General features: G+C 51.1%; 24 protein-coding genes. 16 read left to right on the forward strand and 8 right to left on the reverse strand.

Features of this window, described 5'->3' with window-relative positions; translation table 11 throughout:
- Window positions 1–153: 153 nt before the first annotated feature.
- From efeB to putP, 4 genes are all read right to left on the reverse strand, one after another.
- On the reverse strand, window positions 154–1,437 hold the full coding sequence (efeB, locus tag EDF88_RS05760; protein ID WP_134183512.1) for an iron uptake transporter deferrochelatase/peroxidase subunit: 1,284 nt from the start codon (window positions 1,435–1,437) through the stop codon (window positions 154–156).
- Window positions 1,438–1,442: 5 nt separating this feature from the next.
- Window positions 1,443–2,567 carry an iron uptake system protein EfeO gene (gene efeO, locus EDF88_RS05765; protein ID WP_064517741.1) on the reverse strand — a complete coding sequence of 375 codons (1,125 nt, stop codon included), beginning with the start codon at window positions 2,565–2,567 and terminating at the stop codon, window positions 1,443–1,445.
- 62 nt (window positions 2,568–2,629) lie between these two features.
- Window positions 2,630–3,463, reverse strand: coding sequence for an iron uptake transporter permease EfeU (gene efeU / locus EDF88_RS05770; protein WP_134183514.1), 834 nt, complete (start codon window positions 3,461–3,463; stop codon window positions 2,630–2,632).
- A 165-nt stretch (window positions 3,464–3,628) separates the two neighbouring features.
- The gene (gene putP / locus EDF88_RS05775; protein WP_064517738.1) at window positions 3,629–5,137 is read right to left on the reverse strand and encodes a sodium/proline symporter PutP; all 1,509 of its coding nucleotides are present in this window, start codon (window positions 5,135–5,137) and stop codon (window positions 3,629–3,631) included.
- 478 nt (window positions 5,138–5,615) lie between these two features.
- Between putP and putA the strand changes: the two genes are divergently transcribed.
- Both putA and EDF88_RS05785 read left to right on the forward strand, forming a co-directional pair.
- Complete coding sequence (putA, locus tag EDF88_RS05780; RefSeq protein ID WP_243839594.1) at window positions 5,616–9,575, forward strand: trifunctional transcriptional regulator/proline dehydrogenase/L-glutamate gamma-semialdehyde dehydrogenase; 3,960 nt, start codon at window positions 5,616–5,618, stop codon at window positions 9,573–9,575.
- Between the two features lie 102 nt (window positions 9,576–9,677).
- The gene (locus EDF88_RS05785) at window positions 9,678–10,076 is read left to right on the forward strand and encodes a lysozyme inhibitor LprI family protein (RefSeq protein ID WP_064517734.1); all 399 of its coding nucleotides are present in this window, start codon (window positions 9,678–9,680) and stop codon (window positions 10,074–10,076) included.
- On the opposite strand, the gene rutR is transcribed toward EDF88_RS05785, so the two are convergent.
- Window positions 10,073–10,717, reverse strand: coding sequence for an HTH-type transcriptional regulator RutR (gene rutR / locus EDF88_RS05790; RefSeq protein ID WP_064517733.1), 645 nt, complete (start codon window positions 10,715–10,717; stop codon window positions 10,073–10,075). The genes EDF88_RS05785 and rutR overlap by 4 nt on opposite strands.
- A gap of 375 nt (window positions 10,718–11,092) precedes the next feature.
- On the opposite strand from rutR, the gene rutA reads away from it, so the two are divergent.
- Genes rutA through rutG form a run of 7 tightly spaced genes read left to right on the forward strand, consistent with a single transcriptional unit; the run spans window position 11,093 to window position 16,516 of the window.
- A complete protein-coding gene (gene rutA, locus EDF88_RS05795) occupies window positions 11,093–12,184 on the forward strand; it encodes a pyrimidine utilization protein A (RefSeq protein WP_134183518.1) in 1,092 nt (363 codons plus the stop codon).
- Complete coding sequence (gene rutB / locus EDF88_RS05800) at window positions 12,184–12,882, forward strand: pyrimidine utilization protein B (RefSeq protein WP_134183520.1); 699 nt, start codon at window positions 12,184–12,186, stop codon at window positions 12,880–12,882. Before rutA ends, rutB begins: the two co-directional genes overlap by 1 nt.
- A gap of 13 nt (window positions 12,883–12,895) precedes the next feature.
- Entirely contained in the window at window positions 12,896–13,282 is a 387-nt protein-coding gene (rutC, locus tag EDF88_RS05805) for a pyrimidine utilization protein C (protein ID WP_064517727.1), read from the forward strand.
- 3 nt (window positions 13,283–13,285) lie between these two features.
- Window positions 13,286–14,086 (forward strand): pyrimidine utilization protein D, encoded by an 801-nt coding sequence (rutD, locus tag EDF88_RS05810; RefSeq protein ID WP_134183522.1) that lies wholly within the window; start codon window positions 13,286–13,288, stop codon window positions 14,084–14,086.
- A complete protein-coding gene (locus tag EDF88_RS05815; protein WP_064517723.1) occupies window positions 14,083–14,673 on the forward strand; it encodes a malonic semialdehyde reductase in 591 nt (196 codons plus the stop codon). The genes rutD and EDF88_RS05815 overlap by 4 nt, the downstream gene beginning before the upstream one ends.
- A 10-nt stretch (window positions 14,674–14,683) precedes the next feature.
- Window positions 14,684–15,172 carry an NADH-dependent FMN reductase RutF gene (gene rutF / locus EDF88_RS05820; protein ID WP_064517722.1) on the forward strand — a complete coding sequence of 163 codons (489 nt, stop codon included), beginning with the start codon at window positions 14,684–14,686 and terminating at the stop codon, window positions 15,170–15,172.
- A 27-nt stretch (window positions 15,173–15,199) separates the two neighbouring features.
- Window positions 15,200–16,516: a pyrimidine utilization transport protein G gene (gene rutG, locus EDF88_RS05825; RefSeq protein WP_134183524.1), complete on the forward strand. Its 1,317-nt coding sequence runs from the start codon at window positions 15,200–15,202 to the stop codon at window positions 16,514–16,516.
- Between the two features lie 57 nt (window positions 16,517–16,573).
- On the opposite strand, the gene EDF88_RS05830 is transcribed toward rutG, so the two are convergent.
- Window positions 16,574–17,482: a DMT family transporter gene (locus tag EDF88_RS05830; RefSeq protein ID WP_064517718.1), complete on the reverse strand. Its 909-nt coding sequence runs from the start codon at window positions 17,480–17,482 to the stop codon at window positions 16,574–16,576.
- Window positions 17,483–17,604: 122 nt separating this feature from the next.
- Window positions 17,605–17,781 (reverse strand): general stress protein, encoded by a 177-nt coding sequence (locus EDF88_RS05835; RefSeq protein WP_034456279.1) that lies wholly within the window; start codon window positions 17,779–17,781, stop codon window positions 17,605–17,607.
- 372 nt (window positions 17,782–18,153) lie between these two features.
- On the opposite strand from EDF88_RS05835, the gene wrbA reads away from it, so the two are divergent.
- Complete coding sequence (gene wrbA / locus EDF88_RS05840) at window positions 18,154–18,750, forward strand: NAD(P)H:quinone oxidoreductase (protein WP_064517716.1); 597 nt, start codon at window positions 18,154–18,156, stop codon at window positions 18,748–18,750.
- A gap of 18 nt (window positions 18,751–18,768) precedes the next feature.
- Window positions 18,769–18,996 (forward strand): YccJ family protein, encoded by a 228-nt coding sequence (locus EDF88_RS05845; protein WP_064517714.1) that lies wholly within the window; start codon window positions 18,769–18,771, stop codon window positions 18,994–18,996.
- Between the two features lie 45 nt (window positions 18,997–19,041).
- On the opposite strand, the gene agp is transcribed toward EDF88_RS05845, so the two are convergent.
- Complete coding sequence (gene agp, locus EDF88_RS05850; RefSeq protein ID WP_064517712.1) at window positions 19,042–20,283, reverse strand: bifunctional glucose-1-phosphatase/inositol phosphatase; 1,242 nt, start codon at window positions 20,281–20,283, stop codon at window positions 19,042–19,044.
- A gap of 171 nt (window positions 20,284–20,454) precedes the next feature.
- On the opposite strand from agp, the gene EDF88_RS05855 reads away from it, so the two are divergent.
- The 5 genes from EDF88_RS05855 (at window position 20,455) to EDF88_RS05875 (ending at window position 26,191) form a co-directional block, all read left to right on the forward strand.
- Window positions 20,455–20,904, forward strand: coding sequence for a helix-turn-helix domain-containing protein (locus EDF88_RS05855; RefSeq protein ID WP_134183526.1), 450 nt, complete (start codon window positions 20,455–20,457; stop codon window positions 20,902–20,904).
- 210 nt (window positions 20,905–21,114) lie between these two features.
- Window positions 21,115–21,909, forward strand: coding sequence for an SDR family oxidoreductase (locus EDF88_RS05860; RefSeq protein ID WP_134183528.1), 795 nt, complete (start codon window positions 21,115–21,117; stop codon window positions 21,907–21,909).
- A gap of 731 nt (window positions 21,910–22,640) precedes the next feature.
- Window positions 22,641–23,591 (forward strand): hypothetical protein, encoded by a 951-nt coding sequence (locus EDF88_RS05865; protein ID WP_064517706.1) that lies wholly within the window; start codon window positions 22,641–22,643, stop codon window positions 23,589–23,591.
- A 259-nt stretch (window positions 23,592–23,850) separates the two neighbouring features.
- Window positions 23,851–25,482: a sensor histidine kinase gene (locus EDF88_RS05870; RefSeq protein ID WP_134183530.1), complete on the forward strand. Its 1,632-nt coding sequence runs from the start codon at window positions 23,851–23,853 to the stop codon at window positions 25,480–25,482.
- Window positions 25,483–25,495: 13 nt separating this feature from the next.
- Window positions 25,496–26,191, forward strand: a complete 696-nt coding sequence (locus EDF88_RS05875) for a response regulator (RefSeq protein ID WP_134183532.1) — start codon at window positions 25,496–25,498, stop codon at window positions 26,189–26,191.
- Window positions 26,192–26,291 lie beyond the last annotated feature (100 nt).

Raw genomic sequence — 26,291 nt, forward strand, 5'->3', positions numbered from 1 at the left:
AAAAATTAGCAGGGGAAGAATTGTAGGAAAAAACGTGCTTCAAGTAAGCGTACAACGCCCCCTCTCTCAGATAGTCAGAAGAGAAAGTTAAGCATCTCCTTCTCATGTAGAAGAAGGAGATGCTTAGGATGAAATGATTTCGAGATTACAGAATTAAGCTTCCAGAAGCCCTTGCCCTAAATAGTGCTGCTTATCCACAACACCCGGCAATACAAAGAAGTACCCACCGCCAATTGGCTTCACGTACTCCTCCAGCGCTTCGCCGTTAAGACGTTGCTGCACAGCCAAAAAGCCCTTCTCAAGGTCATGCTGGAAGCAGACAAATAACAATCCCATATCCAGTTGCCCAGACTTTGATACACCCAGTGAATAGCTGTAACCACGGCGCATCATCAGGTTGGACTGCGTCTCTTTAGTGCGCGGGTTCGCCAGACGAATATGAGCATCCAGCGCAATCATATTACCGTCAGGGTCGGCTGCGTAATCGGGCTCGTCGTGCTCATTCTTCATGCCAAGCGGGGCACCACTGTGTTTATCGCGGCCAAAAATAGTCTGCTGCTCTTTTAGCGGCGTTCGATCCCAGGACTCAACATGGAACTGAATAATACGCACGGCCTTATAGCTGCCACCTACCGCCCATGCTGGTTCTTGCTGATCTGCCGTCACCCACACCACATCATTCATCAGCGGTTTATCTTCGCTGTTAGGGTTCGCCGTACCGTCTTTAAACCCTAACAAATTGATAGGCGTCTCTTTGCCGCGTGAACGCGCTGCATGGTTGGAGATAAACCCTTCGCGCTTCCAACGCACGCTTAGCAAATCCGGCGTGTGTTTGATGATATCTCGTAAGGCATGGATAACCGTATCCGCAGTATTCGCGCAAATCTGGAGAAGCAAATCACCATGACACAAGCTGGCATCCAACGAGTCATTAGCGAAGCGCTCCATCTTTTGCAGCTTTTTCGGCATCTGCCCTTTCAGCCCAAAGCGCTCATCAAACAACGATGTTCCCGCAGAGAGGGTGAAAGTCAGGTTATCCGGGTAAATCTGCGCACCAAGAATCCCTGAGTCCATCGGTGGCATCCGTGGATTAGGGGTATCCGGAGCAGGGCCACCTGTAGTGAGGAAATCGAAACGCGCAGACAGCAACTTGAATAAACGCTCAAGGTCAGCTTTATCACTGGCCAACACATCAAATGCAACCAACATCATGGCCGCTTGCTGTGGCGTCAGTACACCTGCCTGATGTTCACCGTAAAACGGTTGTTTTTCCATGCGCGCATCTGGTGGTAACGTGCCAGGAGAAGTCTCTTGTTTCGCCGCATGTGCCACTGGGCATCCGCCCACAACGGCAAGGGCGCCACCGAGCGCGCCCAAACCTTTCAGTAAGCGGCGGCGAGCCGGAATATGCCCGCCGTTTTTATTTTTATCTTCCATAAAAACTAGTCCAGACCTAGTACGCCACGCAGTTGTGACAAGTCTTCTGCCAGCGCCGTTACCGGCCCTTTCAGCGCATTGCGGTCTGCATCGGTCAGTTTGTCGTAAGTCTCGAAGCCGTCTTTAGTTCGGTATTTAGCAAGAATGGTGTCCACTTTCTTGAAGTTGGCATCCACTTTTGCCAGCAATGGCGCATTGTCTTTAGTCAGCAACGGGCGCAGCAAGTTAACAATTTTCTGTGCGCCATCAACGTTTGCCTGGAAGTCCCACAGGTCAGTGTGGCTGTAGCGATCTTCTTCACCACTGATTTTACTGGCCGCGACTTCTTCAATCAGGCCCGCAGCACCGCCGACAACTTTGCTTGGCGGGAATGCCAGCTCAGAAATACGTGTTTGCAGATCCAGCACGTCGCTGTTGAGCTGATCGGCATATTTTTCCATGCCTTTAGTGGAGTTGTCACCAAACAGCGCTTTTTCCAGACGGTGGAAACCAGTGAATTTTGGATCATTGGCTTTCTGCTCGTAATCATCTTCGCGGGCATCAATGCTGCCGTCGAGATCAGAGAACAGTTCAGCAATAGGTTCGATACGCTCGTAATGCTGGCGAGTTGGCGCATACAGAGATTTGGCTTTTTCGATATCGCCGGCTTTCACTGCGTCAGTAAAGGCTTTTGTACCTTTAACCAACTCTGCAACTTCCGCAGTCACATAAGCTTTGTATTCGGTGATTGGTCCGGCCAATGCCATCAGGTCGTTTTTCGGTGCAGTCTGATCGCCCGCCGCTTTAACGATAAGCTTGCCCTTAGGGTTGCTTAGCAAGCCACAGGTCATGTCGTATTCACCCGCTTGCAGGTTAGCCGTCATTTTCTGTGAGAAACCAGGTGCAATGTTCTCACGCTCTTCAACTACCATCACCCCTTTCAGAATTTCCCACTCCAGCGCTTTTTGACTGTTATTTTGAATGATGAACTGGGTTTTACCGGCGTTTACCGTAATGTTCATCGGTTCGCACTGTTTATCAGTCACAGTAACTTTTACCTGAGGAACATCAGCCGCCTGAACGGCAAAGGCAGAAGAAGCAAACGCAAACAACGCAGCATGCAAGGCTTTACGGCGAAAATGTGTAGTCATGACCAATCCCTATAAAACAAGAGTATGTTGTAACTAAGTGGCGATAATCTGCCGCAAGATATTTAACGAACGTTATTTGTCGCCTGAGCGCTCAAACGCGGTGGCATTAAGAACAGCACCAGCGCGGGGATCAGGTAAATAAAGTACATTCCTACTTCGCTTACGGTCGGTGTTTCCTGATATCCAAAAATACCTTCGAGCAGCGTACCGGTAAGAGAATGAGTGGTAAGAACATTACTGAGGTCAAAAGCGATATCCTGGAAGTGATTCCAAAGTCCCGCTTCGTGGAAAGCACGTACTGCACCCGCTGCAAGCCCTGCGGCCACCAGCAGAATAAACAGGCTGGTCCATTTGAAGAACACGGCCAGGTTCAGGCGGATACCGCCCCAGTAAAGTAAGAAGCCGAGCACAATCGCGGTACCCAGGCCAAGCATCGCGCCGAGTGGCGGCATAATGCCCACATCCTGCTGGAATGCTGCCAACAGAAAGAATACTGACTCCAGACCTTCACGGGCGACCGCGAAGAACACCATTAAAATTAGCGCCCAACCGTGGTTGCCTTTGCTGTGCAGCGCTTCGTCCACTTTCTGCTCGAGCTGCCCTTTCACATTGCGCGATACTTTGCGCATCCAGAACACCATCCACGTCAGGATGAAGACCGCGATGACTGCCACGATGCCTTCAAATAACTCCTGCTCTTTTTGCGGGAATTCACCGGTGGTTTCGTTGATGAAGATGCCCAGCGCCAGGCATAGCGCAGCTGCCGCCACAACACCAATCCACATGACGCCAATCCATTGGCCGCGTTGAGTACGCTTCAGATAGCTAGCAATCAGGCTAACAATCAGCGCGGCTTCCAGGCCTTCGCGTAACATAATGAGAAACGGGACAAACATTACTGACACCCCAACTGTGAACTCAGGTCAAATGGCGTAAAGAAAAGTAAACCAGAACGATTGTGATTATCATTACCGCAAAAATAAACACAAGCAGAGAATTTGGATATTTGTGTACAGCTGTAAAAAAGGCCGCGATAAGCGGCCTTCAATGGATGTTGTGAATTACTCAGGTTGTAATTTGCTTGGTGGCGCGGAGTGGTAAATTTCGTCCGCTTGTTCGAAGCGTTTTTGCATAGTCGCACTTGGCGCTTTGCCAAGCAGGCTGACCGCGACAATACCGATGCTGCCGAAGATGAAACCTGGGATGATTTCATACAGCCCCAACCAGCCGAACTGTTTCCAGACGATAACAGTCAGCGCCCCAATGATCATTCCTGCCAACGCACCATTACGCGTCATGCGTGACCACATTACCGAGAACAGCACAACCGGGCCAAACGCGGCACCGAAGCCTGCCCATGCGTAACTGACCAGGCCAAGCACACGGTTTTCAGGGTTAGCCGCCAGCGCGATGGCAATCAGAGCGACTAACAGCACCATAAAGCGCCCGACCCAAACCAGCTCTTTTTGCCCCGCATCTTTACGGAAGAATGCTTTGTACAAATCTTCGGTAATTGCGCTGGAGCACACCAGTAACTGGCAGCTTAACGTTGACATAACTGCCGCTAAAATTGCTGACAACAAGATGCCTGCAATCCATGGGTTAAACAGAAGTTGCGCCAGCTCGATAAATACGCGCTCGCCGTTTTGGTTTACCGCACCCGCAAGCGCCGGGTTGTTGTTGAAATACGCGATACCAAAGAAGCCTACAGCACACGCGCCCGCCAGGCACAAAATCATCCACGTCATACTAATGCGACGCGCTTTAACGATTGTGTGGTGTGAATCTGCCGCCATGAAGCGCGCAAGAATATGTGGCTGACCAAAGTAGCCCAGACCCCACCCCATCAAAGAGATAATCGCGACGAAGTTCAGCCCTTTGAGCATATCGATATTTTCAATGCTCTTTTGCTTGATAACCGCCATCGAATCGTCAAAGCCACCAACCGCAATCACCACCATGATAGGTGTCAGGATCAGAGCAAAGATCATCAAACTCGCCTGAACGGTGTCCGTCCAACTTACTGCCAGGAACCCACCGACAAAGGTATAAATGATGGTTGCCGCAGCACCCGCCCAAAGTGCGGTTTCGTAGCTCATGCCAAAGGTGCTTTCGAACAGACGCGCACCGGCCACGATGCCAGATGCACAATAGATGGTGAAGAACAGCAGAATCACTAACGCGGAGATAATGCGCAGAACACGGCTTTTATCTTCAAAACGCCCGGAGAAATAATCTGGCAGCGTCAGCGCGTTGTTGTTCACTTCGGTGTGAACACGCAGGCGTCCGGCGACCAGTTTCCAGTTGATATATGCGCCAACCGTAAGACCGATGGCAATCCAGCTTTCCGAAATACCGGAAAGGAAAATGGCACCCGGCAATCCCATCAGTAGCCAGCCGCTCATGTCGGATGCGCCCGCTGATAATGCAGTAACCACACTACCCAGGCTGCGACCGCCCAGAATGTAGTCATCAAAGTTTTTCGTTGAACGCCAGGCGATAAACCCAATCAATATCATGCCAAAGATATAGATAAAGAAGGTCACCAGCATTGGTGTACTCATGTTCATGCAAGTTCTCCAGATTATTTCCCCCGTCATCCTTCAAGCCGCAGATGCATTGGCTGCACCCGCGCGCTCCAGTCACATAGTTAACTATGATCCTGGAGACTTACGGCCTGGCCGCCTTCCTGCAACTTGAATTATTTAGGGGGGTTAGTATTTTTTATTCACAAGCGTTTTAACACACTATTCACAATAAATTCACCGTACAAAAAATAGCTTTTTTCACCAGGTTGCACTCGCTCACGCTTTTCACGGTTGCACCCTTAGAAAGTGTTAACTCTGTCAGTTAATTCACCCTGTCTGCGAATAATTAGCCCGCTTGTTTTCTAATTCCAAATTTAACAATTCAATCTATTTCCCAGCTTGCTATCTGGCTCACATTTAACAAGGTTGCACAAAGTTGCAACATGATAGATATTGCCCGATAACTTTTATCAACCCTTCAATATTTACCCGAGTGATAACGGGTATGGGAGTTACTGACATGGCCACCACCATGGGCGTAAAACTGGACGACGCTACCCGCGAGCGTATAAAAGACGCCGCTTCACGTATTGACCGCACACCACACTGGCTAATTAAACAGGCGATATTTAATTATCTCGAACGCCTGGAAAATAACGATGAACTGCCAGAACTTCCGGCCATGCTGGCTGGTGCCGCGAATGAAAGCGAAGAGGCTGCCCCGCACATTGAAGAAACACACCAGCCGTTCCTTGATTTTGCAGAACAAATTCTTCCTCAGTCCGTAACTCGCGCAGCTATTACCGCAGCCTGGCGCCGCCCGGAAACCGATGCGGTGCCGATGATTCTGGAACAGGCGCGTTTGCCTCTGAATATTGCGGAACAAACTCACAAACTGGCGTACCAACTCGCTGAAAAGCTTCGTAATCAGAAGAGCGCATCAGGCCGGGCGGGCATGGTACAAGGTTTGCTGCAAGAATTCTCACTTTCATCGCAAGAAGGTGTGGCGTTGATGTGTCTGGCCGAAGCATTACTGCGCATCCCGGACAAAGCGACGCGCGATGCGTTAATCCGCGACAAAATCAGCAACGGCAACTGGCACTCGCATATTGGCCGTAGCCCATCACTGTTTGTGAACGCTGCCACCTGGGGTCTGCTGTTTACCGGCAAACTGGTGTCCACCCACAATGAAGCGAGTCTGTCGACATCCCTGAACCGCATCATCGGGAAAAGCGGTGAGCCGTTAATCCGCAAAGGTGTGGATATGGCGATGCGCCTGATGGGCGAGCAGTTTGTGACCGGCGAAACCATTTCCGAAGCATTAGCTAACGCACGTAAACTCGAAGAGAAGGGTTTCCGCTACTCCTACGATATGTTGGGTGAAGCAGCACTTACTGAAGCCGATGCACAGGCTTATATGGTTTCTTATCAGCAAGCGATTCACGCGATTGGTAAAGCCTCTAACGGGCGTGGCATTTACGAAGGCCCTGGCATTTCCATCAAGCTTTCCGCACTGCACCCGCGCTACAGCCGTGCGCAGTACGATCGCGTCATGGAAGAGTTGTACCCACGCCTGAAATTCCTGACGCTGCTGGCACGCCAGTATGATGTCGGCATTAATATCGACGCAGAAGAGGCCGATCGTCTGGAGATCTCACTCGATCTGCTGGAAAAACTCTGCTTCGAACCTGAGTTGGCCGGCTGGAACGGTATCGGTTTTGTGATTCAGGCGTACCAAAAACGCTGTCCGTTTGTGATTGATTACCTGGTGGATCTCGCTACCCGCAGCCGTCGCCGCCTGATGATTCGCCTGGTGAAAGGTGCGTACTGGGACAGCGAAATCAAACGCGCCCAGATGGACGGCCTGGAAGGCTACCCGGTTTATACCCGTAAGGTTTACACCGACATCTCATATCTCGCCTGCGCGAAAAAACTGTTGGCAGTACCAAACTTGATTTACCCGCAGTTTGCGACACACAACGCCCATACGCTGGCAGCAATCTACAATCTGGCCGGGCAGAACTACTATCCAGGCCAGTATGAATTCCAGTGCCTGCACGGCATGGGTGAACCACTTTACGATCAAGTGGTGGGTAAAATTGCCGATGGTAAACTGAACCGCCCTTGCCGTATTTATGCACCTGTTGGCACCCACGAGACGCTACTGGCGTACCTGGTGCGCCGCCTGTTGGAAAATGGCGCGAACACCTCGTTTGTTAACCGTATTGCCGACAACACCTTGCCACTAGATGAATTGGTTGCCGACCCGGTTACCGCCATTGAAGCTATCGCGGTTAAAGAAGGCCAACTCGGTCTGCCACATCCAAAAATCGTTGTACCGAAAGAGCTATACGGCGCGAACCGCACCAACTCCAGCGGCCTGGATCTGGCGAACGAGCATCGCCTCGCCTCCCTCTCCTCTGCCCTGCTTAATAGTGCGGCACAAAAATGGCAGGCACTGCCGATTCTGGAGAATGCCGTCACACCAGGCGATATGGTGGCAGTGAAAAACCCAGCGGAACCGACAGATGTCGTTGGTTATACGCGTGAAGCCACGCACGAAGAGGTTTCACAAGCACTCGTGAGTGCCGTTAACAATGCACCAATCTGGTTCGCCACCCCGCCACAAGAACGCGCCGCGATTCTTGAGCGAGCGGCCGTGATGATGGAAGGCCAGATGCAGAAGCTGATTGGCGTTCTGGTGCGTGAAGCCGGTAAAACTTTTAGCAATGCCATTGCCGAAGTGCGTGAAGCCGTAGACTTCCTGCACTACTACGCAGGCCAGGTACGCGATGATTTCGATAACGAAACTCACCGTCCACTGGGCCCAGTCGTTTGCATCAGCCCGTGGAACTTCCCTCTGGCTATCTTTACCGGGCAAATTGCTGCAGCCCTCGCCGCCGGTAACAGTGTGCTGGCAAAACCGGCTGAGCAAACCCCGCTGATTGCCGCCCTCGGTATTAATATTCTGCTGGAAGCCGGTGTGCCTGCAGGCGTGCTGCAACTTCTGCCAGGCCGTGGTGAAACCGTTGGCGCACAGTTAACAGGCGATGCCCGCGTACGTGGCGTGATGTTTACCGGCTCCACGGAAGTGGCGACGCTTCTACAACGCAATATTGCCGACCGCCTTGATCCACAAGGTCGCCCGACGCCGCTGATTGCAGAAACCGGCGGTCTGAACGCGATGATCGTCGATTCTTCAGCGCTTACCGAACAAGTGGTGGTTGATGTGCTGGCCTCGGCCTTTGATAGCGCAGGCCAACGTTGTTCCGCACTGCGCGTACTGTGCATTCAGGAAGATGTCGCCGAGCACACGCTGCAAATGCTGCGCGGTGCCATGGCGGAATGCCGCATGGGCAACCCAGGCCGCTTAACCACGGACATCGGCCCGGTTATCGACGCCGAAGCAAAAGAGAATATCGAGAAGCATATTCAAACGCTGCGCAGTAAAGGCCGCAAAGTATTCCAGGCGGCTCGTGAAAACAGCGTGGATGCGAAAGAGTGGCAGAGCGGTACTTTCGTCGCGCCTACATTAATTGAGCTAGAAAGCTTTGATGAGATGCAAAAAGAGGTGTTTGGCCCGGTATTGCACGTGGTGCGTTACAACCGCAGCAACCTGGAAACGCTGATTAACCAAATCAATGCGGCGGGATATGGCCTGACGCTAGGTGTACATACGCGTATTGACGAGACCATTGGCCAAGTTACCGGTTCTGCACATGTCGGCAATATGTACGTCAACCGCAATATGGTCGGTGCAGTCGTCGGTGTGCAGCCATTTGGTGGCGAAGGTTTATCGGGCACCGGTCCGAAAGCCGGTGGCCCACTGTATCTGTATCGCCTGCTGGCAAACCGCCCGGACAACGCGCTGCAAACTACCTTTAACCGCCAGGATGCTGAGCTACCGGTGGATTCCACGCTTAAAGCCAGCCTTCAGGAAGCTCATCAAGCGTTCGCACAATGGGCGGTAAAAAAAGGCGAATTGCCTGCTATCTGCGCACGCTTCGCGCAACTGGCACAAAGCGGCACGTTACGCCAGTTACCGGGGCCAACGGGTGAACGTAACACTTACGCATTAATGCCGCGTGAACGCGTGTTGTGTATCGCAGATAATGAGCAGGATGTACTGGTGCAACTGGCAGCGGTCACAAGTGTGGGCAGCCGTGCGCTATGGGCTGATGACAAACTTCATCGCGAACTGGCAAAAGCGCTACCGGATTTGGTACAGAAGCATATCGACTTCGCGAAAGAAGATACGTTGCTGAACCAGCCGTTTGATGCGGTGATTTACCACGGTGATTCCGACCAGTTACGCGCATTGTGTGAAAAGGTAGCGGCGCGGGATGGGGCCATTGTTTCGGTGCAAGGCTTCGCACGCGGCGAAACTAACCTGTTGCTGGAGCGTTTATACGTTGAACGCTCACTGAGCGTGAACACGGCAGCAGCAGGCGGTAACGCCAGTTTGATGACAATCGGCTAAGGTTTCACTAAGCTTTCGGGAACAATTTGCAAGGTCTTGTAGGGGTGGATAAGCGAAAGCGTCATCCACCTCTACAAAGGCCCTTTTCTTCGAGGATTGATGATGAAACGCTTTTGTTTACTGATGATGGGCCTGTTGCTAAGCGCAAACGTTCTGGCCGATAGTTGCGACTCGGCAACTTCACAAGCTGGGCTCAACGAATGCGCCAGTAACGAATATAAAAAGCAGGATGATTTACTTAATCAGGCTTACAAAGAGGCGATGAAACTCGCCACGGACACACAGAAAACCCAGCTCAAAGCGGCGCAAAATGCGTGGATAGCGTTTCGCGACGCCGACTGTGCATTCTTAACCTCTGGTGCTGACGGCGCATCAGTCGCACCGATGGTTCACGCGCAATGTATGACGGATAAAACCCGCGAACGCACTGAACTGCTGAAAAGCACGCTCCAGTGCGAAGAAGGCGATGTGAGCTGTGTCTTCCATTCAAGCGCGAATTAACGCACTCGAATACCTTCAATAATCATCCGCTGCACGTTTTCCACCGTGCGGCGGAAAAATACTTCATTGTTTAAATTGCTACCTGCCACTGCTTCAACCTGGCTTGCGAAATCAGCATAGTGTTGTGTGGTGGCCCACAGCATAAAGATCAGATGATGCGGATCGACCGCCGCCAACTTCCCGTTCTCAACCCAACCGGCAATAATTGCCGATTTCTCATCAACCAGCGCTTTCAAATCGCCAGTCAATTCCTCTTTCAGCAATGGTGCACCTTGCAGCATCTCAAGGCAGAACAGACGCGAGGCTTGCGGGTAATCTCGAGAAACTTCCAGTTTTAACCGGATGTATTCGCCTATCGCCACCAGCGGCTGCAAATCCTCGCGAAATGCACGCAAAGGGGCAAGCCAGATATCAAGGATCTGCTTAAGCACTGCAATATAGAGTGCTTCTTTGGAAGGGTAATAATAGAGAAGGTTTGTTTTTGACACTTCCGCACGCTCAGCTACCTGTTCGATGCTGGTGCCGTGAATGCCAAATTGGGAAAAGAACTCCAGTCCTGCCGCCAGAATAGCCTGCTTTTTCGCCGCTACCGCTTTTGAACGCCGTCCGGTTTCTTTCGTTGCTGCCGCACCTTGTGCCATGCGCCCTCTCATCGTTCTGTTTTGCCCGACAGCATAGCAAAGACCACGCCAGAAGTGCGCGTTGTATGCACCCTGAACGCGCACGAACGCCTGTTTTTTGTGCACCAGTTTTGACCAAACAGTCTGGTTTTCATCACCTAAAAACAGTAACCAATAAATAACGCAATGATAACAAATGACTTTCTTAACCTGGCATCAGGTTTGCAAAGACTGAAATGACAAATCAATACCCATTAGCATTCGAGTTGCAGCAAGGCGGCAAGGACGATTGTCCCCAGGAGCTTACTTGAGTAAGTGACTGGGACGAGCGTTTGCAGCCAACGCAGCTGCGGCTTGAAGGATGATGGGTATATCACCTGTGATGAGAGGTCTGCGATGAAAATTGGCGTATTCATTCCTATCGGTAACAACGGCTGGTTAATTTCTACCACCGCGCCGCAATACATGCCCACTTTTGAGCTCAATAAAGCGATTGTGCAAAAAGCGGAATACTACGATTTCGACTTTGCCCTTTCGATGATCAAACTGCGCGGCTTTGGCGGCAAAACGGAGTTCTGGGATCACAACCTCGAGTCGTTCAGCCTGATGGCAGGCCTTGCAGCGGTGACCTCCAAAATTCAAATCTACGCCACGGCCGCCACGCTAACCTTACCACCCGCCATTGTGGCGCGCATGGCCTCGACCATTGACTCCATCGCCCCTGGCCGTTTTGGCGTCAATCTGGTCACCGGCTGGCAAAAACCTGAATACGAGCAAATGGGGATCTGGCCGGGGGACGAATACTTCGCACGCCGCTACGACTACCTCGCCGAATACGCCACCGTGCTGCGCGATTTGTGGGGAACCGGGCAAAGTGATTTAAAAGGTGAATTTTTCACCATGAACGACTGCCGTTTAAGCCCGCGCCCTGCTCAACCGGTAAAAATGATTTGCGCCGGGCAAAGCGACGCGGGGATGGCGTTCTCCGCCGAATACGCCGACTATAACTTCTGCTTTGGCAAAGGCGTTAACACGCCAACTGCTTTTGCCCCTACCGCCGCGCGCATGATGGAAGCGGCGGAGAAAACCGGGCGCGATGTCGGCTCCTACGTACTGTTTATGATCATCGCCGATGAAACCGACGAAGCCGCTCGCGCGAAATGGGAGCATTACAAAGCGGGTGCCGACGAAGAAGCGCTGGCGTGGCTCACTGAACAGAGCCAGAAAGACACCCGTTCAGGCACTAATACTAACGTGCGGCAAATGGCTGACCCCACTTCAGCGGTGAATATCAATATGGGCACCCTGGTTGGCTCTTATGCCACGGTCGCCCGCCTGTTGGATGAAGTGGCGACCGTGCCGGGCGCTGAAGGGGTACTACTAACCTTTGATGATTTCCTGAGTGGTATTGAAGCCTTTGGCGAAAAAATCCAGCCGCTGATGCAGTCGCGCGCCCATCTTTCCCCTTCCGCTCGCGAGGTGGCGTAATGAAAAACATCACCCTTGATGCACGCCCGGAAGCCATTACATTCGCACCTGAACAGACGGCACTGATTGTCGTGGATATGCAAAACGCTTATGCAAGCAAAGGTGGCTATCTCGATCTTGCCGGGTTCGATGTTTCGGCAACGAAACCGGTTATCGAAAACATCAAAACTGCTGTTGCCGCCGCTCGTGAAGCGGGGATGTTGATTGTCTGGTTCCAGAACGGTTGGGATAGCGATTACGTCGAAGCGGGTGGCCCAGGCTCGCCAAACTTCCATAAATCCAATGCATTGAAAACCATGCGCAAGCAGCCGGAATTACAGGGAACGCTGTTGGCAAAAGGCGGCTGGGACTACCAGCTGGTGGACGAACTGGTACCACAGGCAGGTGACATCGTTCTGCCCAAGCCTCGTTACAGCGGTTTCTTTAACACGCAGCTCGACAGCATCTTGCGTTCGCGCAGCATTCGCCACCTGGTATTCACCGGTATCGCCACAAACGTCTGCGTGGAGTCGACGCTGCGCGACGGGTTTTTCCTTGAATATTTTGGCGTGGTGCTTGCCGATGCCACCCATCAGGCCGGGCCTACTTTTGTGCAGCAGGCCGCATTATTCAATATCGAAACCTTCTTTGGTTGGGTAAGCGACGTCGGCACATTTTGCCAGGCCTTGCAGCCACAATCCTTCGCCCGCATTGCCTGATAAGGAATAACCCATGCCGAAATCCGTAATCATTCCGCCAGGAACCACAACGCCTATCGCACCGTTTGTGCCAGGCACCCTCGCCGATGGCGTGGTGTATGTCTCCGGTACGCTGCCGTTCGATAAACAAAACAATGTGGTGTATGTCGGCGACGCTAAAGCCCAGACGCGCCATGTGCTGGAAACCATTAAGTCGGTGATTGAAACCGCAGGCGGCACCATGGACGACGTGACGTTTAACTCCATTTTTATTACCGACTGGACGAACTACGCCGCCATCAACGAAGTGTATGCCGAGTTTTTCCCAGGTGATAAGCCTGCACGGTTCTGCATTCAGTGTGGTCTGGTGAAACCAGATGCGTTGGTCGAAATCGCAAGCATCGCGCACATCGGGAAATAGCTTATGCAGATTGAGCTGACTCAAGCGCCCTTCCCCAACGCCCCGGTCTTGCTGCTAATAGCCGGGCTCGGTGGCATGGGCAGTTACTGGCTGCCACAACGTGCGGCACTGGCTGAACACTACCAACTGGTGGTTTATGACCAGCGCGGCACTGGTGTGAATAAAGAGCCGTTGCCCAATGATTATTGCCTCGCGGATATGGCACATGAAATCCACACCGCCATGCTGCAACAGGGCATCGTGCATTACAACGTGCTTGGACATGCGCTGGGTGGTCTGGTCGCGATGCAGCTGGCGCTGGATTACCCCGCAGCCATCGACAAGCTGGCGATAATCAACGGCTGGTTGCAGCTCAATGCCCATACCCGGCGCTGCTTTGCGGTTCGCGAAACGCTGTTGCACGATAGCGGACCAGGGGCTTATTTGCAGGCTCAACCGCTGTTTCTTTACCCGGCAGACTGGATGGCCGCCAACCAGCCACGGCTGGAAGCCGAAGAAGCGATGCATAACGCGCACTTTCAAGGGCAAGAAAATCTTACTCGCCGCCTGAATGCGCTGAAGGCCGCTGACTTTCATGCCACAGCGGCACATATCCACCAGCCGGTGCTGCTGATTTGTTCCCGTGACGATCTGCTGGTGCCGTGGAATTGTTCTGAAGAATTGCACCACGCGCTACCAGACAGCCTGCTGGAAATCATGCCGTGGGGTGGTCACGCCTGTAACGTCACCGCGGCCAGTGATTTTAACCAGCGACTACTGAGTTTGCTGGCAACCGAACCTGCTTATCACAAGGAAATTGTATGAGTCATGCTATTACGTCCGAGGCACTGGAAACCTTGTTCACTGGCGCACATACCCACAGCGCGTGGCTGGATACCCCTGTGAGTGATGAACAAATTGCTGAGATTTATAACCTGCTGCGCCTTGGCCCAACATCAGCCAACTGTTCGCCTGCCCGCTTTGTGTTTGTGCGCAGTACTGAAGCGAAAGCGCGCCTGAAACCCACTCTTTCTGCGGGCAACATCGAAAAAACCATGACAGCCCCCGTCACTGCGATTGTGGCTTGGGACCCGGCATTCTTTGAGCAACTGCCGAAACTATTCCCTTACGCCGATGCCCGCGCGTGGTTTACCTCAAGCCCGGAACTGGCGCAGGAAACCGCGTTTCGCAATAGCTCGATGCAGGCGGCGTATCTGATTTCTGCCTGCCGGGCACTCGGTTTAGATACCGGGCCAATGTCTGGTTTTGACCGTGAAAAAGTGGATGCCGAGTTTTTTGCCACAAGCGGCTGGAAAAGCAATTTGCTGATTAATATTGGCTACGGTGACCCGGCGAAAACCCATTCACGCTTGCCACGTTTAGCATTTGAAGAAGCATGTGTTCTCGCCTGAGGAGTTAAAGATGATCGAAAAACAAGCCTTTCGCGATGCGATGTCGTGCCTTGGCGCGGCGGTGAATATCGTCACCACCGATGGTCCTGCCGGACGCGCCGGGTTTACCGCCTCGGCGGTATGTAGCGTAACGGATGAGCCACCAACATTGCTGGTTTGCCTGAATCGTAGCGCTTCCGTATGGCCGATTTTTAGCCGCAATCAGGCGCTGTGTGTGAACACGCTGGCGGCAGGGCATGAAGATCTTTCGAATTTATTTGGTGGAAAGACAGCGATGACCGAACGTTTTTCCGCGGCTCGCTGGCGGCACGGTGTAACCGGCTGCCCGCAACTGGAAGGCGCACTCGTGTCGTTCGACTGCCGCATTAGCCAGGTCGTCAGTGTTGGTACGCATGACATTTTATTTTGTGAATTAGTTGCCCTTGAACGTAACGACGATACCCATGGCCTGGTGTGGTTTGACCGTGGCTACCATCAACTGATGCGGCCTGCCTGTTAGCCGACACGATATCTGCTGGAGATAAATATGGCGAATACCTGGTTTCCACAATGGCATAAAAAAACTGCGGTAGAAGGTGGTGTGGTAGCTCCAGACGAAACACTCCCCCTCGGCCAGACGCTGGTGATGGGTGTGCAACATGCGGTAGCGATGTTTGGTGCCACGGTGCTAATGCCGCTACTGATGGGGCTTGACCCGAATCTGTCGATACTGATGTCGGGTATTGGGACATTGTTGTTCTTTGTGGTGACTGGCGGACGGGTGCCGAGTTATTTAGGCTCAAGTGCTGCGTTTGTTGGTGTAGTGATAGCCGTTACAGGGTTTAACGGGCAAGGGCTGAACCCACATTTGAGCGTTGCGCTCGGCGGTATTATCGCCTGCGGCCTGGTATATACGCTGATTGGTTTTGTGGTGATGAAGGCCGGAACAGCCTGGATTGAGCGCTTAATGCCACCGGTTGTTACCGGTGCGGTGGTGATGGCAATCGGCCTTAACCTCGCGCCAATCGCGGTGCGCGGCGTTTCAGCCAGCAGTTTTGATAGTTGGATGGCAGTCATGACGGTGTTGTGTATCGGGTTGGTCGCAGTGTTTACCCGTGGCATGATTCAACGCTTGCTGATTCTCATTGGCCTGATCCTCGCCTGCGCCATTTATGCGGTTCTGGCGAATGGGTTTGGCTTTGGCAAACCGGTCGATTTCGCCCTGTTAAGTTCGGCCGCCTGGTTTGGCATTCCGCAAATCACCTCCCCGACATTTAACGCACAGGCGATGATGTTGATTGCTCCCGTTGCAGTGATTCTGGTGGCCGAAAACCTTGGGCACCTGAAAGCCGTCGCCGGGATGACGGGAAAAAATATGGACCCATATATCGGCAAAGCCTTTGTTGGCGATGGCCTTGCAACGATGCTTTCGGGTTCCGTTGGCGGCAGCGGCGTAACAACCTACGCCGAAAATATCGGCGTGATGGCGGTAACCAAAGTCTACTCAACACTGGTGTTTGTCGCCGCGTCCGGCATCGCCATGTTATTGGGCTTTTCACCAAAATTTGGCGCACTGATTCACACCATTCCAGGCCCGGTGATTGGCGGTGCGTCTATCGTGGTATTTGGCTTGATTGCCGTTGCAGGCGCACGCATTTGGGTGCAGCACAATGTTGATTTAAGCCAGAACGGCAACCTGATTATGGTGGCGGTAACACTGGTTTTGGGCGCCGGAGATTTCGCCTTAACACTGGGCGGCTTCACGCTTGGCGGGATTGGCACGGCCACGTTCGGCGCGATTATATTGAACGCTATTCTGAGCCGCCGCCCGGTGGTTATCGGCCAAAGTACAGTCATTCCGTAGGCCGGATAAGCGAAGCGTCATCCGACACAACTGCCGTAGTGGGTGGATGGCGCAACCCTACAAAACTGATAACGATACCTCTTTCTTCTTACGTTTAAGCTTCAACTCACTCACCAGCACGCCCAACACAATCAATGCGCCGCCAAGCAGAGCTAAAACGGGTAAGCGCTCCCCTGCTATACGCCCGAAAATCCCCGCCCATACCGGTTCGCCGGTGTAAATCACCGTCGCGCGGGTGGGTGAAACACTGCGTTGCGCCCAGTTCATAGTCACCTGAATAATGGCGCTGAAAATGCCTAGCCCTAATGCAATCACCAGCAAACCGGGGGTAAACGATGGCACGCTTTCCCCAGCGGGGATCATAGTGGCAAACGCCACAATCGAGGCAGTAGCGAGCTGGACAATGGTGACACGCTTAATATCCACTTTGCCCGCCCAGGCGCTGATGAGGATAATTTCTGCGGCAATCGCAAGAGCGCTTATCAGCGTGATAATTTCGCCCGCACCGAGCGTGAGTGAGGTATTTTCCGGCCCGGCCAGGAAGACCAAGCCAATAAATGCCAGCACCACACCCACCCAGGACATCACCCCAGGCATTTTGCCGAGACAAATCCATTGCAGCACAGGCACCAGCGGGACATACATCGCCGTGATAAACGCTGATTTACTGCTGGGAATAGTCTGCAAACCCCAGGTTTGCATGCTGTAACCGATGGCAATAGAAACGCCGATAAATACACCTGCCTTCACTTCAAGCCAGGTCAGGCCACGCAGCGATTTTATTGACAGCAACCCAACAGCTAACGCGGCCGTCGCAAAACGTACACCAACAAAAAAGAATGGCCCGCTCATTGTCATTGCATATTGCACGGCGAGGAAAGTTCCTCCCCAGAACATGGTGATGAGGATCAAAATCGCTTCTTGAGGTTTAACGGATAGTTGGTAACGACGAAGTAAGGCGGACATGACATGACCTGGACGATATAAGCAAGCCGGATAGTGTGCGATGAGGTGCTGAGCCATGCAATGGGATAGTCAAAATAAAACCGCCGGTGAAAACCGGCGGTTGGGGTTAGTCTGGCGAGTGACTACTTACTGCTGCCTTTGCCGTGACTATTTTTGCCCCCTTTTTGGCCTGCTTCTGAGGCGCGTTGCGGGTCATTCTTGAAATTCCCGCCACTATGCTGGCCACCTTTACGACCTGCTTCTGATGCTCTTTCACGGTCTTCAGCGAAATTACCTGAACCACCACGATGGTTTGCCATTTCTAACCTCCGGATTGGTGAAATAGTTAAGTCATCATATTGCATTCAGTCAAAGAAGATTCTTTCACCGCGCAGCTTAAGTACCGCTACGTGGAACTAAGCTTAGTGCAGTCAGGGCAATTGACCAGTTAACCGTAATATTTTGCAACATGTAATCGCCAAAATGGGTGATTTTTTTGCCGCTTAATCCATAAGACTTTCTTATTTTTAATGAAATAGTCACCTAATGAAAATGTGACGTAATTTTACGAAAATAGGCCCCCCTCTTGTGCAGAATCAAGGAAACAGGTCTCTGAGTTGCACTCTGGGCCACAGCACATATCTTTAGATGAGTGCAGCAAATCGCTGCGTCATAGGTAGGAGTGAAGCGAAATGGCTAAAGTTCTGGTGCTTTATTACTCAATGTACGGACACATCGAAACCATGGCACGTGCTGTGGCAGAGGGTGCACAGAAAGTAGATGGCGTGGAAGTAACGGTGAAGCGAGTCCCGGAAACCATGTCAGGTGAAGCTTTCTTAAAAGCCGGGGGTAAGACGCAAAATACCCCGCAAGCCACACCGCAAGAGCTTGCCGATTATGACGCTATTATTTTTGGCACTCCCACTCGTTTTGGCAATATGGCCGGCCAGATGCGCACATTCCTCGACCAAACTGGTGGTTTATGGGCATCAGGCGCTTTGCACGGCAAGCTTGCCAGCGTGTTTAGTTCGACAGGCACCGGCGGCGGCCAGGAACACACTATCTCATCAACCTGGACAACTCTTGCTCACCACGGGATGGTCATTGTTCCCATCGGCTATGCCGCGCAAGAATTGTTTGATGTCTCTCAGGTTCGTGGCGGGACGCCGTATGGTGCAACAACCATTGCCGGGGCTGATGGTTCGCGTCAGCCAAGCCAGGAAGAGCTTTCCATTGCTCGCTATCAAGGTGAACACGTAGCGGGCCTTGCCGTTAAACTAAATGGTTAAATAATTCTGGAGGAGTACATGCAGAATCAACAATCAAAAGTTCATCACGTAGGTGAATGGGCGAGTTTACGTAACACCTCTCCTGAAATCGCTGAGGCTATTTTTGAAGTGGCTAAATACGACGAAAAAATGGCGGAGAAAATTTGGGAAGATGGCAACGACGAGGTACTGGCGTTGGCATTTGAAAAAACAGATAAAGATTCGCTATTTTGGGGCGAACAGACGATAGAACGCAGAAACGTTTAGTCTGCACTACCTCCCCCGCAGCACGCGGGGGAGACAGTAACTTCCCTACTTCACGCTCTGCGCCAATACTTGCGTAAATTTATCCCACGGACAAAAACCATTCGCATCAGTTGGACAACCATTAAGCTGGAGCGTAACCCGCTGCGGAGGCTGCTGCAGACTTAGCACATCAGCTTTACGTAGTTGTTCCGCGCTTTGATACACATATTCGACTTTCATCAATTCACGATTGTTATTCGTATCATGCCAGCGCTGGAACATAATTTTCCCGCCAATTGGCGTGCGTTCATACTGTTCAGGCAACTGATAAGGTTTGAAATCCAATGCCGTCAAAAGCGATGCAATATTCGAGTCATGCCCCACCAGCAAAGTGATTTTTGGCCCTTTATTATTACTTCCCGCCAACGCTTTCTGAATATATTTAATCAGCGGTGCCGCCACATTCTGAGCAACCTGTGGCGAGGTGAATAACGTGTCCTGATAGCTATTTTTCAACTGCGATAACACTTTCCACTGCTGATCCGTTTTGATTTGCCCCCAGGCAACCTGATCCAGTGGGAACCCTTCGTAATATTGCAATGTGAACGCATCTACCAGCGAGTTCCCCACTTTTAGTGGGCCACTGACTCCTGGCTCCTCAGTGGCATTAGCAGTGAATTTATCTTTTTCAGCCGTGAGATCGCATTGCTGCTTTTCTTTACAGCTCGGCGAGTCTTTAAAAGCAACTATTTGCTCAAGCAGCTGATAGCTGTCACCCAGTTTGTACTGCTCACGCTGGGTTTCCATCGCCTTCACAGCTGCTTGTTGAAACTCTGGTGAACCATTGGTGATGACCGGATTAAACGTTGGGTCCATCGTGCCCATTTTCTCCTGGTGATGGACAGGCACATCGCAACCAGGGAACGCACCAGTGATAAAGAACTGTGCTGTCGCAACGGTGCGTTGCAAACTGTTCGCGTAGGCATAAATGCTTTGTGGCGTTGGGCATTCACCGCTGGTCACCAACCCCTGCTCCGCAAACCATTCACGCAAATAATGGCCCATATACACTTCCAACACGCCACCTTTGGTGGTGAGTTGACCGCCTGGCACGTCCCACTCGGGCCATGATTGCGCAGTCGACTGTTCCAGTACGCTGCCATTATTGGCAAGCGGCGCACGCAGATTGTGACGACTCATCAGTAAAACCTGTTGAAGCTGGTAACCCTGTGGTGCTGTTTCGGCTTGAGCCAACGCAGGAGCGAAGTAAGCCATTGCCAGTAATGCCGTAATCGTTTTTTTATTCATCTCTTCATCCTCAAGATGCTATTGCACAAAAGTGCCGCATTCAGTTTGGCAGAAAAAACTGACACCGCCTTCCGGGCCGCTCGCAAAACAGTAAGTTGAAGGAAAACTACTCAAGCCCGGCAGGAGGTTTTATAATAAAACTAATAAAGGCCCTAAGCCTGTGGAGGATTAATGAAACGCAAAAGTATGGAGGGTAGCGTCTGCCCGGTTGCCCGTTCACTGGATATCATCGGTGACTGGTGGTCATTGCTTATCGTGCGCGATGCTTTAAACGGCCTGACACGTTTTGGTGAGTTCCAGAAAAACCTCGGCATCGCCAAAAACATGCTGACTCAGCGACTCAAACATCTGGTGGAACAAGGTATTTTGACCGTGCGTCCTGCCACTGACGGCAGCGCCTGGAATGAGTATGTGTTGACCGAAAAAGGACGAGCATTGCAAACCGTGCTGGTTGCCCTCGCCCAATGGGGAGGTGATTACTTGTTTGATAGCCATGAAAAGTGCAGCGTGCTTGTTGATGATGTACACCAACAGCCGTTGCGTAAACTCCAGCTACAAGCGCAGGATGGCCGCACGCTTGCGCCTGATGAGGTGATAGCACAGCGCCCTGAGTTAGTTTAAGAACGAGGTTTCCTGGGCGACTAGTGCAACGGCATCCACTATTCGCCGATTCCCTTTTATTATTAATCCCATAATCCACCAGCAAGCGTTCATCTCAATGCAGAAATAAAAAAATGCACGCAATGTGGTTGCATTATAGAACCAATAAGCCTAACTTTAATTTAGTTTCATTATGAAACCAAAAATCAACTTTCACGACGAGGCTTTACCATGACCACTTCCCCTTCTGTTGCAGTCATCACGGGCGCATCTTCAGGTATTGGTGCGATATACGCAGAGCGGTTTGCCGCTCGCGGTTACGACCTGTTATTAGTCGCACGCCGTGAAGAACGTTTGCGCGAACTGGCGAGTAAGCTTGAAGCTCTGCATGGCATCACCGTCCAGATACTGCCGGCCGATCTGGCGGCAGAAAGCGGTATTCAGGTGGTTGAAAAAGCGCTGCGCAGTAACGAGCGAATCAGTGTGCTGGTCAATAATGCCGGAACCGCGCACCTTGCTCCTTTCACCGCAGGCAGCGCTGAATTACACCAGACAGAAATAATGCTCAATATCACCGCGCTCACTCGTCTAAGCCTCGCCGTCCTCGGCCGTTTCCAGGCACAAAATAGAGGCACCATTATCAACATTGCCTCAGTCGTCTCACTCCACGCCATCGCGGGGAGCGCCGTGTATAGCGGCACCAAAGGCTATGTGCTGAATTTCACGCGTGGTTTGCAGCAAGAGATTGCGGGCAGCAATGTGCGCATTCAGGCGGTATTGCCTGCGGTCACCGCAACGGAAATCTGGGAAGTCTCAGGTGTATCAATGGATCATTTGGCCCCGGATTCTATTATGACCGCTGAAAATATGGTTGATGCCGCACTGGTGGGATTGGATCAAGGCGAGGAGGTGACGGTGCCACCACTGCACGATCTGGCTTTATGGGAAGCCTACGAATCTGCACGACTGGCGATTTTCGCTGCTTCCCGGACAGGAATTCCTGCTCCGCGATATCAGAAACAATAAGTGTAAAGCGCGGGATTCGTCCCGCTTTTCTGCATAATTTTGTAAAAGATGAGTTGTTTAATTGAGGTTGTAGTCAGATTGCTATAATTAGTATCAGTAATCCCTTATTACCAATAATGTAATGAAATTTTCAATTATTCTGCGATGGGCGCACTTGCCCTGGTTATCCTGCTATGGCTTGCAATACTTTTTGATACGGGCAATATTCTCCATCATATTTCTGAAAGCCTGCATTTGATTGAAAAGATGGTTAAAACCGAAGTTGATTAATTTTTACGCGATTAAGATAAATCTTTTCTGTTTATATTTTCCTGCACTCTAAATACCCAAAAAATCACCAGGGCCAGACCTCAATAATCCCTCCAGACATTGGCGAAAGCGCAACCTACCTGCTACAAATTGTAGTGTCAAAATAGAATTGGCTATAACAAATATTGTTCACAACACATACGATCCACTAATGGCACATCATGTAAGTGGTTACGATAAAATACATCATCTCTAATGACTGTTGATTAATGTTGTTTATCAATCCGCTGGCTTGAAGTACTAGCGCTATTACACTCACCTGAGATCCTCGCGAGGAGTTATGCCCACCTTATCTCTGGTTTACTAGTGTCAATTACAGTTATCAGTTCTAAACTTTAAAGCTGGGTCTGTTAGCAGGACTTTTATGTTTGCTTACTTCTGCCTGTCATGTCGTCAAGACCATCGGAGGCTACAAGTCACTTATGACTGTTCCGTTACCTGGCGCTCACATCCTGCTGGCGGCACTGCTGTTCAGCCCGGTTTGTTTTGCATTAGACGGCAATCGTCTTAAGCAGCGCGCAGATGCGGTTCTCACTCTAATGAGCTACACCGTTGTGCCCGACATCACCGCCAGCGATCTTAATATTGGCAGCGGTAACAACGAGAGCCATGAACTTTCCATCACCCAATTTGGGGGCGGAGCAACACTCAGTGAATCCTTTCCCCTTTATCTTGAAGGGGCGATGAGCTACAGCCGTTATGACCCGCAATTTATCCTGACCAACGGTGAAGAAAGCCGCAAGATCCCAACAAAATGGAACAGTGTTACCGCAAGTGGAGGTATTGGCTGGGATTTTCATCTTTATACCGATAAACGCGGGGGAAATCTGGTACTGCGCCCTATTGCCAATGTCATGCTGGGCACCATGGTGAGTGATTTACGGGTTGGCACTTACGTGCTTGAGCAGCGTAGAGATAATGATTTTGATTTTCTTGATGGTGGGCGCCTCAATGCGTATGGTCTGGGAGGCTCTTTGATGCTCGACTACGAGCTATTTTCCAGGCCTCAGGACATCGATATTGAATTGCGCTATTCCGGAATGAGCCTGCAAACCTTCGGTAATACCTCAAGTGCCGTCAAAGGGCACGCCAGCACGGAAAATCTGGGGCTTTATCTGCGTCGTCGGGCACCTTTATTTGACTGGACGTTACTTCAAAGCCCGGTTCGCTATGTGCTCGAAGGGGCACATACTGAATATCTTGGCGATCAACGCGGCCAACTCGGTTTTAATAGTCTTTCGTCTGTGGGGCTGGGCTTTGAACTTGATAGCAGTAAGTATAATGTTTTTATTACCCGAACTCGCGTGGTGGCTCGCTATATGTTCGGTAATAACACAACGGGTTATGGTATCGGCCTGGCTATGAGTTTCTGACTACCAGTAATTGTAAAATCCCCCGAATAGCCTCTCGCAATTAATATCGCAAACTAAGGTTTTAATAAGGTTAATCCTGTCTGATTAATAAAAATTAAAAGATGGGAGTTCATATGGCCATTAACCCTGATTTATATGTGAGAATTAATGATTGTTTCTCTGGTGACTTCACAACTCACCTCTTGCCAGAGTACAACAGTGTTTTTTGCATGATACGCTTCCCAAGTCTGTTTTCGTTATTTCCATTACGGCAGGTTATATGAAGCGTAGACTACCTTTTCAGGTAAAACTCTTTTTATCTCTGGTGCTCTTTTCGTGCCTGCTATTAGCTTTGCTGGGCGTGATGTTGTTCCACTTTATGGACCGGCAAATACAACATGACCTGGGTCAACGCGCACGTGTTCAGGCCAGTGAAATCGCACTGATACCGGGGCTGGCGGAAATGGTAGCAACCCGTGACATGGCTGCAATTGCCCGTTTAATCCAGCCATTACGTAAACAAAGTGACGCCAGTTACATTGTGATAGGCGATGCGCGCGAACAGCATCTTTACCACTCTGAATCCCCGGAACGCATTAACCTGCCAATGATTGGTGGAGATAACGCCGAAGTTTTGCAAGGCAAAACGATTATTTCTATGCGTAAAGGTGGCATCGGTGTTTCATTACGCAGCAAGGCACCAATCTTTAATGCTAAAAACCAAGTGATTGGTATTGTCTCTGTTGGTTATCTCACTTCATATATCGCCAATATTAATGCCAACCGGCTCTGGCAAGCGGGTTTATATGGTCTGCTGCTATTGATTCTGCTGTTTATTTTTTCATGGATATTCACCCGCAATGTCAAAAAACAAATGTTCTGGCTGGAGCCAAAGGATATTGCTCTGCTAGTGCTCCAACAAAAAGCGTTGCTCGAAGCGATGTATGAAGGTGTATTTGCCGTTAACGCGCAGAGGCAGCTGATATTAATTAACCGTGCCGCGCGCGAGTTGCTGGATATTCGCCAGCCTGAAAATGAACTACTCGGCAAACCACTCGAAGAGATATTACAAACGCCACCGACATTTTTTAATCAACATGGCGTGACAGAAAATAACAGCCATCACGATCAAATAACCGTGCTGAATCAACGGCAGGTGATTGTTAACCGTGTACCGATTGAACTCGAACCAGGGGCTGAAAGCGGCTGGGTTTTTAGCTTCCGCGACAAAAACGATATGAACACTCTCAGCAGCCAATTAAGCCAGGTGAAGCGCTACGCAGACAACCTGCGCATCATGCGCCATGAACAGTTGAACTGGACTGCAACACTCGCCGGTTTGTTGCAGATGCAGCGCTATGACGATGCGATACGCTATATCCAGGCGCAATCCGAGGGTGCACAGAATGTGCTGGATTTTGTCTCATCGCATTTCACCTCCCCTGCCCTTTGTGGCCTGTTATTAGGGAAATACGTCAGCGCACGCGAAAAAGGTATTGAGCTTAAATTTGACCCGGCCTGCCAGTTAACCCGGATTCCCGCGACAATGGGTGAAACTGAACTCATGTCGGTAATCGGCAATTTACTCGATAACGCCGTGGACGCCATGTTGAAAGCCCCAACACATTCAGCGCCTGTGGAGCTCTATATTTCAGACAGGAATCAGGAACTGGTGATTGAAGTAGCCGACCAGGGCTGCGGTGTGAATGACGAACTAAAACCCCACCTTTTTGAGCAAGGCGTCACCACTAAACCGTCAAGCATTCATGAGATGGCAGGCTCAGAACATGGCATCGGTCTATATCTGGTTGCCAGTTACGTCCATCAAGCTCACGGCAGTATCGAAATCACAGACAATACGCCGCAAGGTACAATATTTTCTGTTTTTATCCCCTTTCCGGTAAATGTTTGAGCAGGGTAAAACCATGAATAACAGCAACTCATTTGATGTCGTCATTGTGGAAGATGAACCCCACCTTGCTGGTTTGCATCGCGATTTCATTAAGCAAAATTTTCACCTGCGCGTCGTGGGAATTGCCGCGACACTTGAGCAGGCGCGATCCCTGCTTGAGTTACATCAGCCACGACTGATATTGCTCGACAACTTTTTGCCGGATGGCCAGGGGGTAAATTTGATAGACAGCCCGCTGCTTAAGAGCTTCGACTGTTCGGTGATTTTCATTACTGCTGCCAGCGATATGCAAACTTGCAGCCAGGCGATGCGCAGCGGCGCGTTTGACTACATCATTAAGCCCGTCTCATTTCACCGCCTGCGCAGTTCGCTGGAGCGCTTTATGCAACTGGTCAAAACGTTGCGTCATGTGAAGACGGTTGATCAGAATGCGCTGGACCGATTGTATAACCTACCCGCCATCAATGCGGCCTCAGCCCCTTCCACGAAGGGAATTGAGCCGAACACGCTGGAGAAAGTTCAGCGCATTTTTACGAGCAGACCTGATATCAGTTGGTCGGTAGAACAAGTGGTAGAAGAAGTAGGGATTAGTAAAACCACCGGGCGCCGTTATCTCGAGTATTGCGTGGAGATGGGTATTATCGGCGTCGAGATGCAATACGGAAATATCGGTCATCCGCGACGTCTATACCGCAAAATTGGTGGATAACGCCTACGGCCTATCCCACCGCCAACGGTGGGTAAATGCATATTTTTGTAGCGTGAATCAGCGTAGCGTCATCCGATATAGCCGCACGCATTCGCGGTTT

The sequence above is a fragment of the Buttiauxella sp. BIGb0552 genome (assembly GCF_004366275.1).
Classification (GTDB): domain Bacteria; phylum Pseudomonadota; class Gammaproteobacteria; order Enterobacterales; family Enterobacteriaceae; genus Buttiauxella; species Buttiauxella gaviniae.

Coding starts and splice junctions, on each gene's coding strand:
- efeB (WP_134183512.1), bottom strand. CDS start 1,437: ATGGAAGATAAAAATAAAAACGGCGGGCATATTCCGGCTCGCCGCCGC.
- efeO (WP_064517741.1), bottom strand. CDS start 2,567: ATGACTACACATTTTCGCCGTAAAGCCTTGCATGCTGCGTTGTTTGCG.
- efeU (WP_134183514.1), bottom strand. CDS start 3,463: ATGTTTGTCCCGTTTCTCATTATGTTACGCGAAGGCCTGGAAGCCGCG.
- putP (WP_064517738.1), bottom strand. CDS start 5,137: ATGAACATGAGTACACCAATGCTGGTGACCTTCTTTATCTATATCTTT.
- putA (WP_243839594.1), top strand. CDS start 5,616: ATGGCCACCACCATGGGCGTAAAACTGGACGACGCTACCCGCGAGCGT.
- EDF88_RS05785 (WP_064517734.1), top strand. CDS start 9,678: ATGAAACGCTTTTGTTTACTGATGATGGGCCTGTTGCTAAGCGCAAAC.
- rutR (WP_064517733.1), bottom strand. CDS start 10,717: ATGGCACAAGGTGCGGCAGCAACGAAAGAAACCGGACGGCGTTCAAAA.
- rutA (WP_134183518.1), top strand. CDS start 11,093: ATGAAAATTGGCGTATTCATTCCTATCGGTAACAACGGCTGGTTAATT.
- rutB (WP_134183520.1), top strand. CDS start 12,184: ATGAAAAACATCACCCTTGATGCACGCCCGGAAGCCATTACATTCGCA.
- rutC (WP_064517727.1), top strand. CDS start 12,896: ATGCCGAAATCCGTAATCATTCCGCCAGGAACCACAACGCCTATCGCA.
- rutD (WP_134183522.1), top strand. CDS start 13,286: ATGCAGATTGAGCTGACTCAAGCGCCCTTCCCCAACGCCCCGGTCTTG.
- EDF88_RS05815 (WP_064517723.1), top strand. CDS start 14,083: ATGAGTCATGCTATTACGTCCGAGGCACTGGAAACCTTGTTCACTGGC.
- rutF (WP_064517722.1), top strand. CDS start 14,684: ATGATCGAAAAACAAGCCTTTCGCGATGCGATGTCGTGCCTTGGCGCG.
- rutG (WP_134183524.1), top strand. CDS start 15,200: ATGGCGAATACCTGGTTTCCACAATGGCATAAAAAAACTGCGGTAGAA.
- EDF88_RS05830 (WP_064517718.1), bottom strand. CDS start 17,482: ATGTCCGCCTTACTTCGTCGTTACCAACTATCCGTTAAACCTCAAGAA.
- EDF88_RS05835 (WP_034456279.1), bottom strand. CDS start 17,781: ATGGCAAACCATCGTGGTGGTTCAGGTAATTTCGCTGAAGACCGTGAA.
- wrbA (WP_064517716.1), top strand. CDS start 18,154: ATGGCTAAAGTTCTGGTGCTTTATTACTCAATGTACGGACACATCGAA.
- EDF88_RS05845 (WP_064517714.1), top strand. CDS start 18,769: ATGCAGAATCAACAATCAAAAGTTCATCACGTAGGTGAATGGGCGAGT.
- agp (WP_064517712.1), bottom strand. CDS start 20,283: ATGAATAAAAAAACGATTACGGCATTACTGGCAATGGCTTACTTCGCT.
- EDF88_RS05855 (WP_134183526.1), top strand. CDS start 20,455: ATGAAACGCAAAAGTATGGAGGGTAGCGTCTGCCCGGTTGCCCGTTCA.
- EDF88_RS05860 (WP_134183528.1), top strand. CDS start 21,115: ATGACCACTTCCCCTTCTGTTGCAGTCATCACGGGCGCATCTTCAGGT.
- EDF88_RS05865 (WP_064517706.1), top strand. CDS start 22,641: ATGACTGTTCCGTTACCTGGCGCTCACATCCTGCTGGCGGCACTGCTG.
- EDF88_RS05870 (WP_134183530.1), top strand. CDS start 23,851: ATGAAGCGTAGACTACCTTTTCAGGTAAAACTCTTTTTATCTCTGGTG.
- EDF88_RS05875 (WP_134183532.1), top strand. CDS start 25,496: ATGAATAACAGCAACTCATTTGATGTCGTCATTGTGGAAGATGAACCC.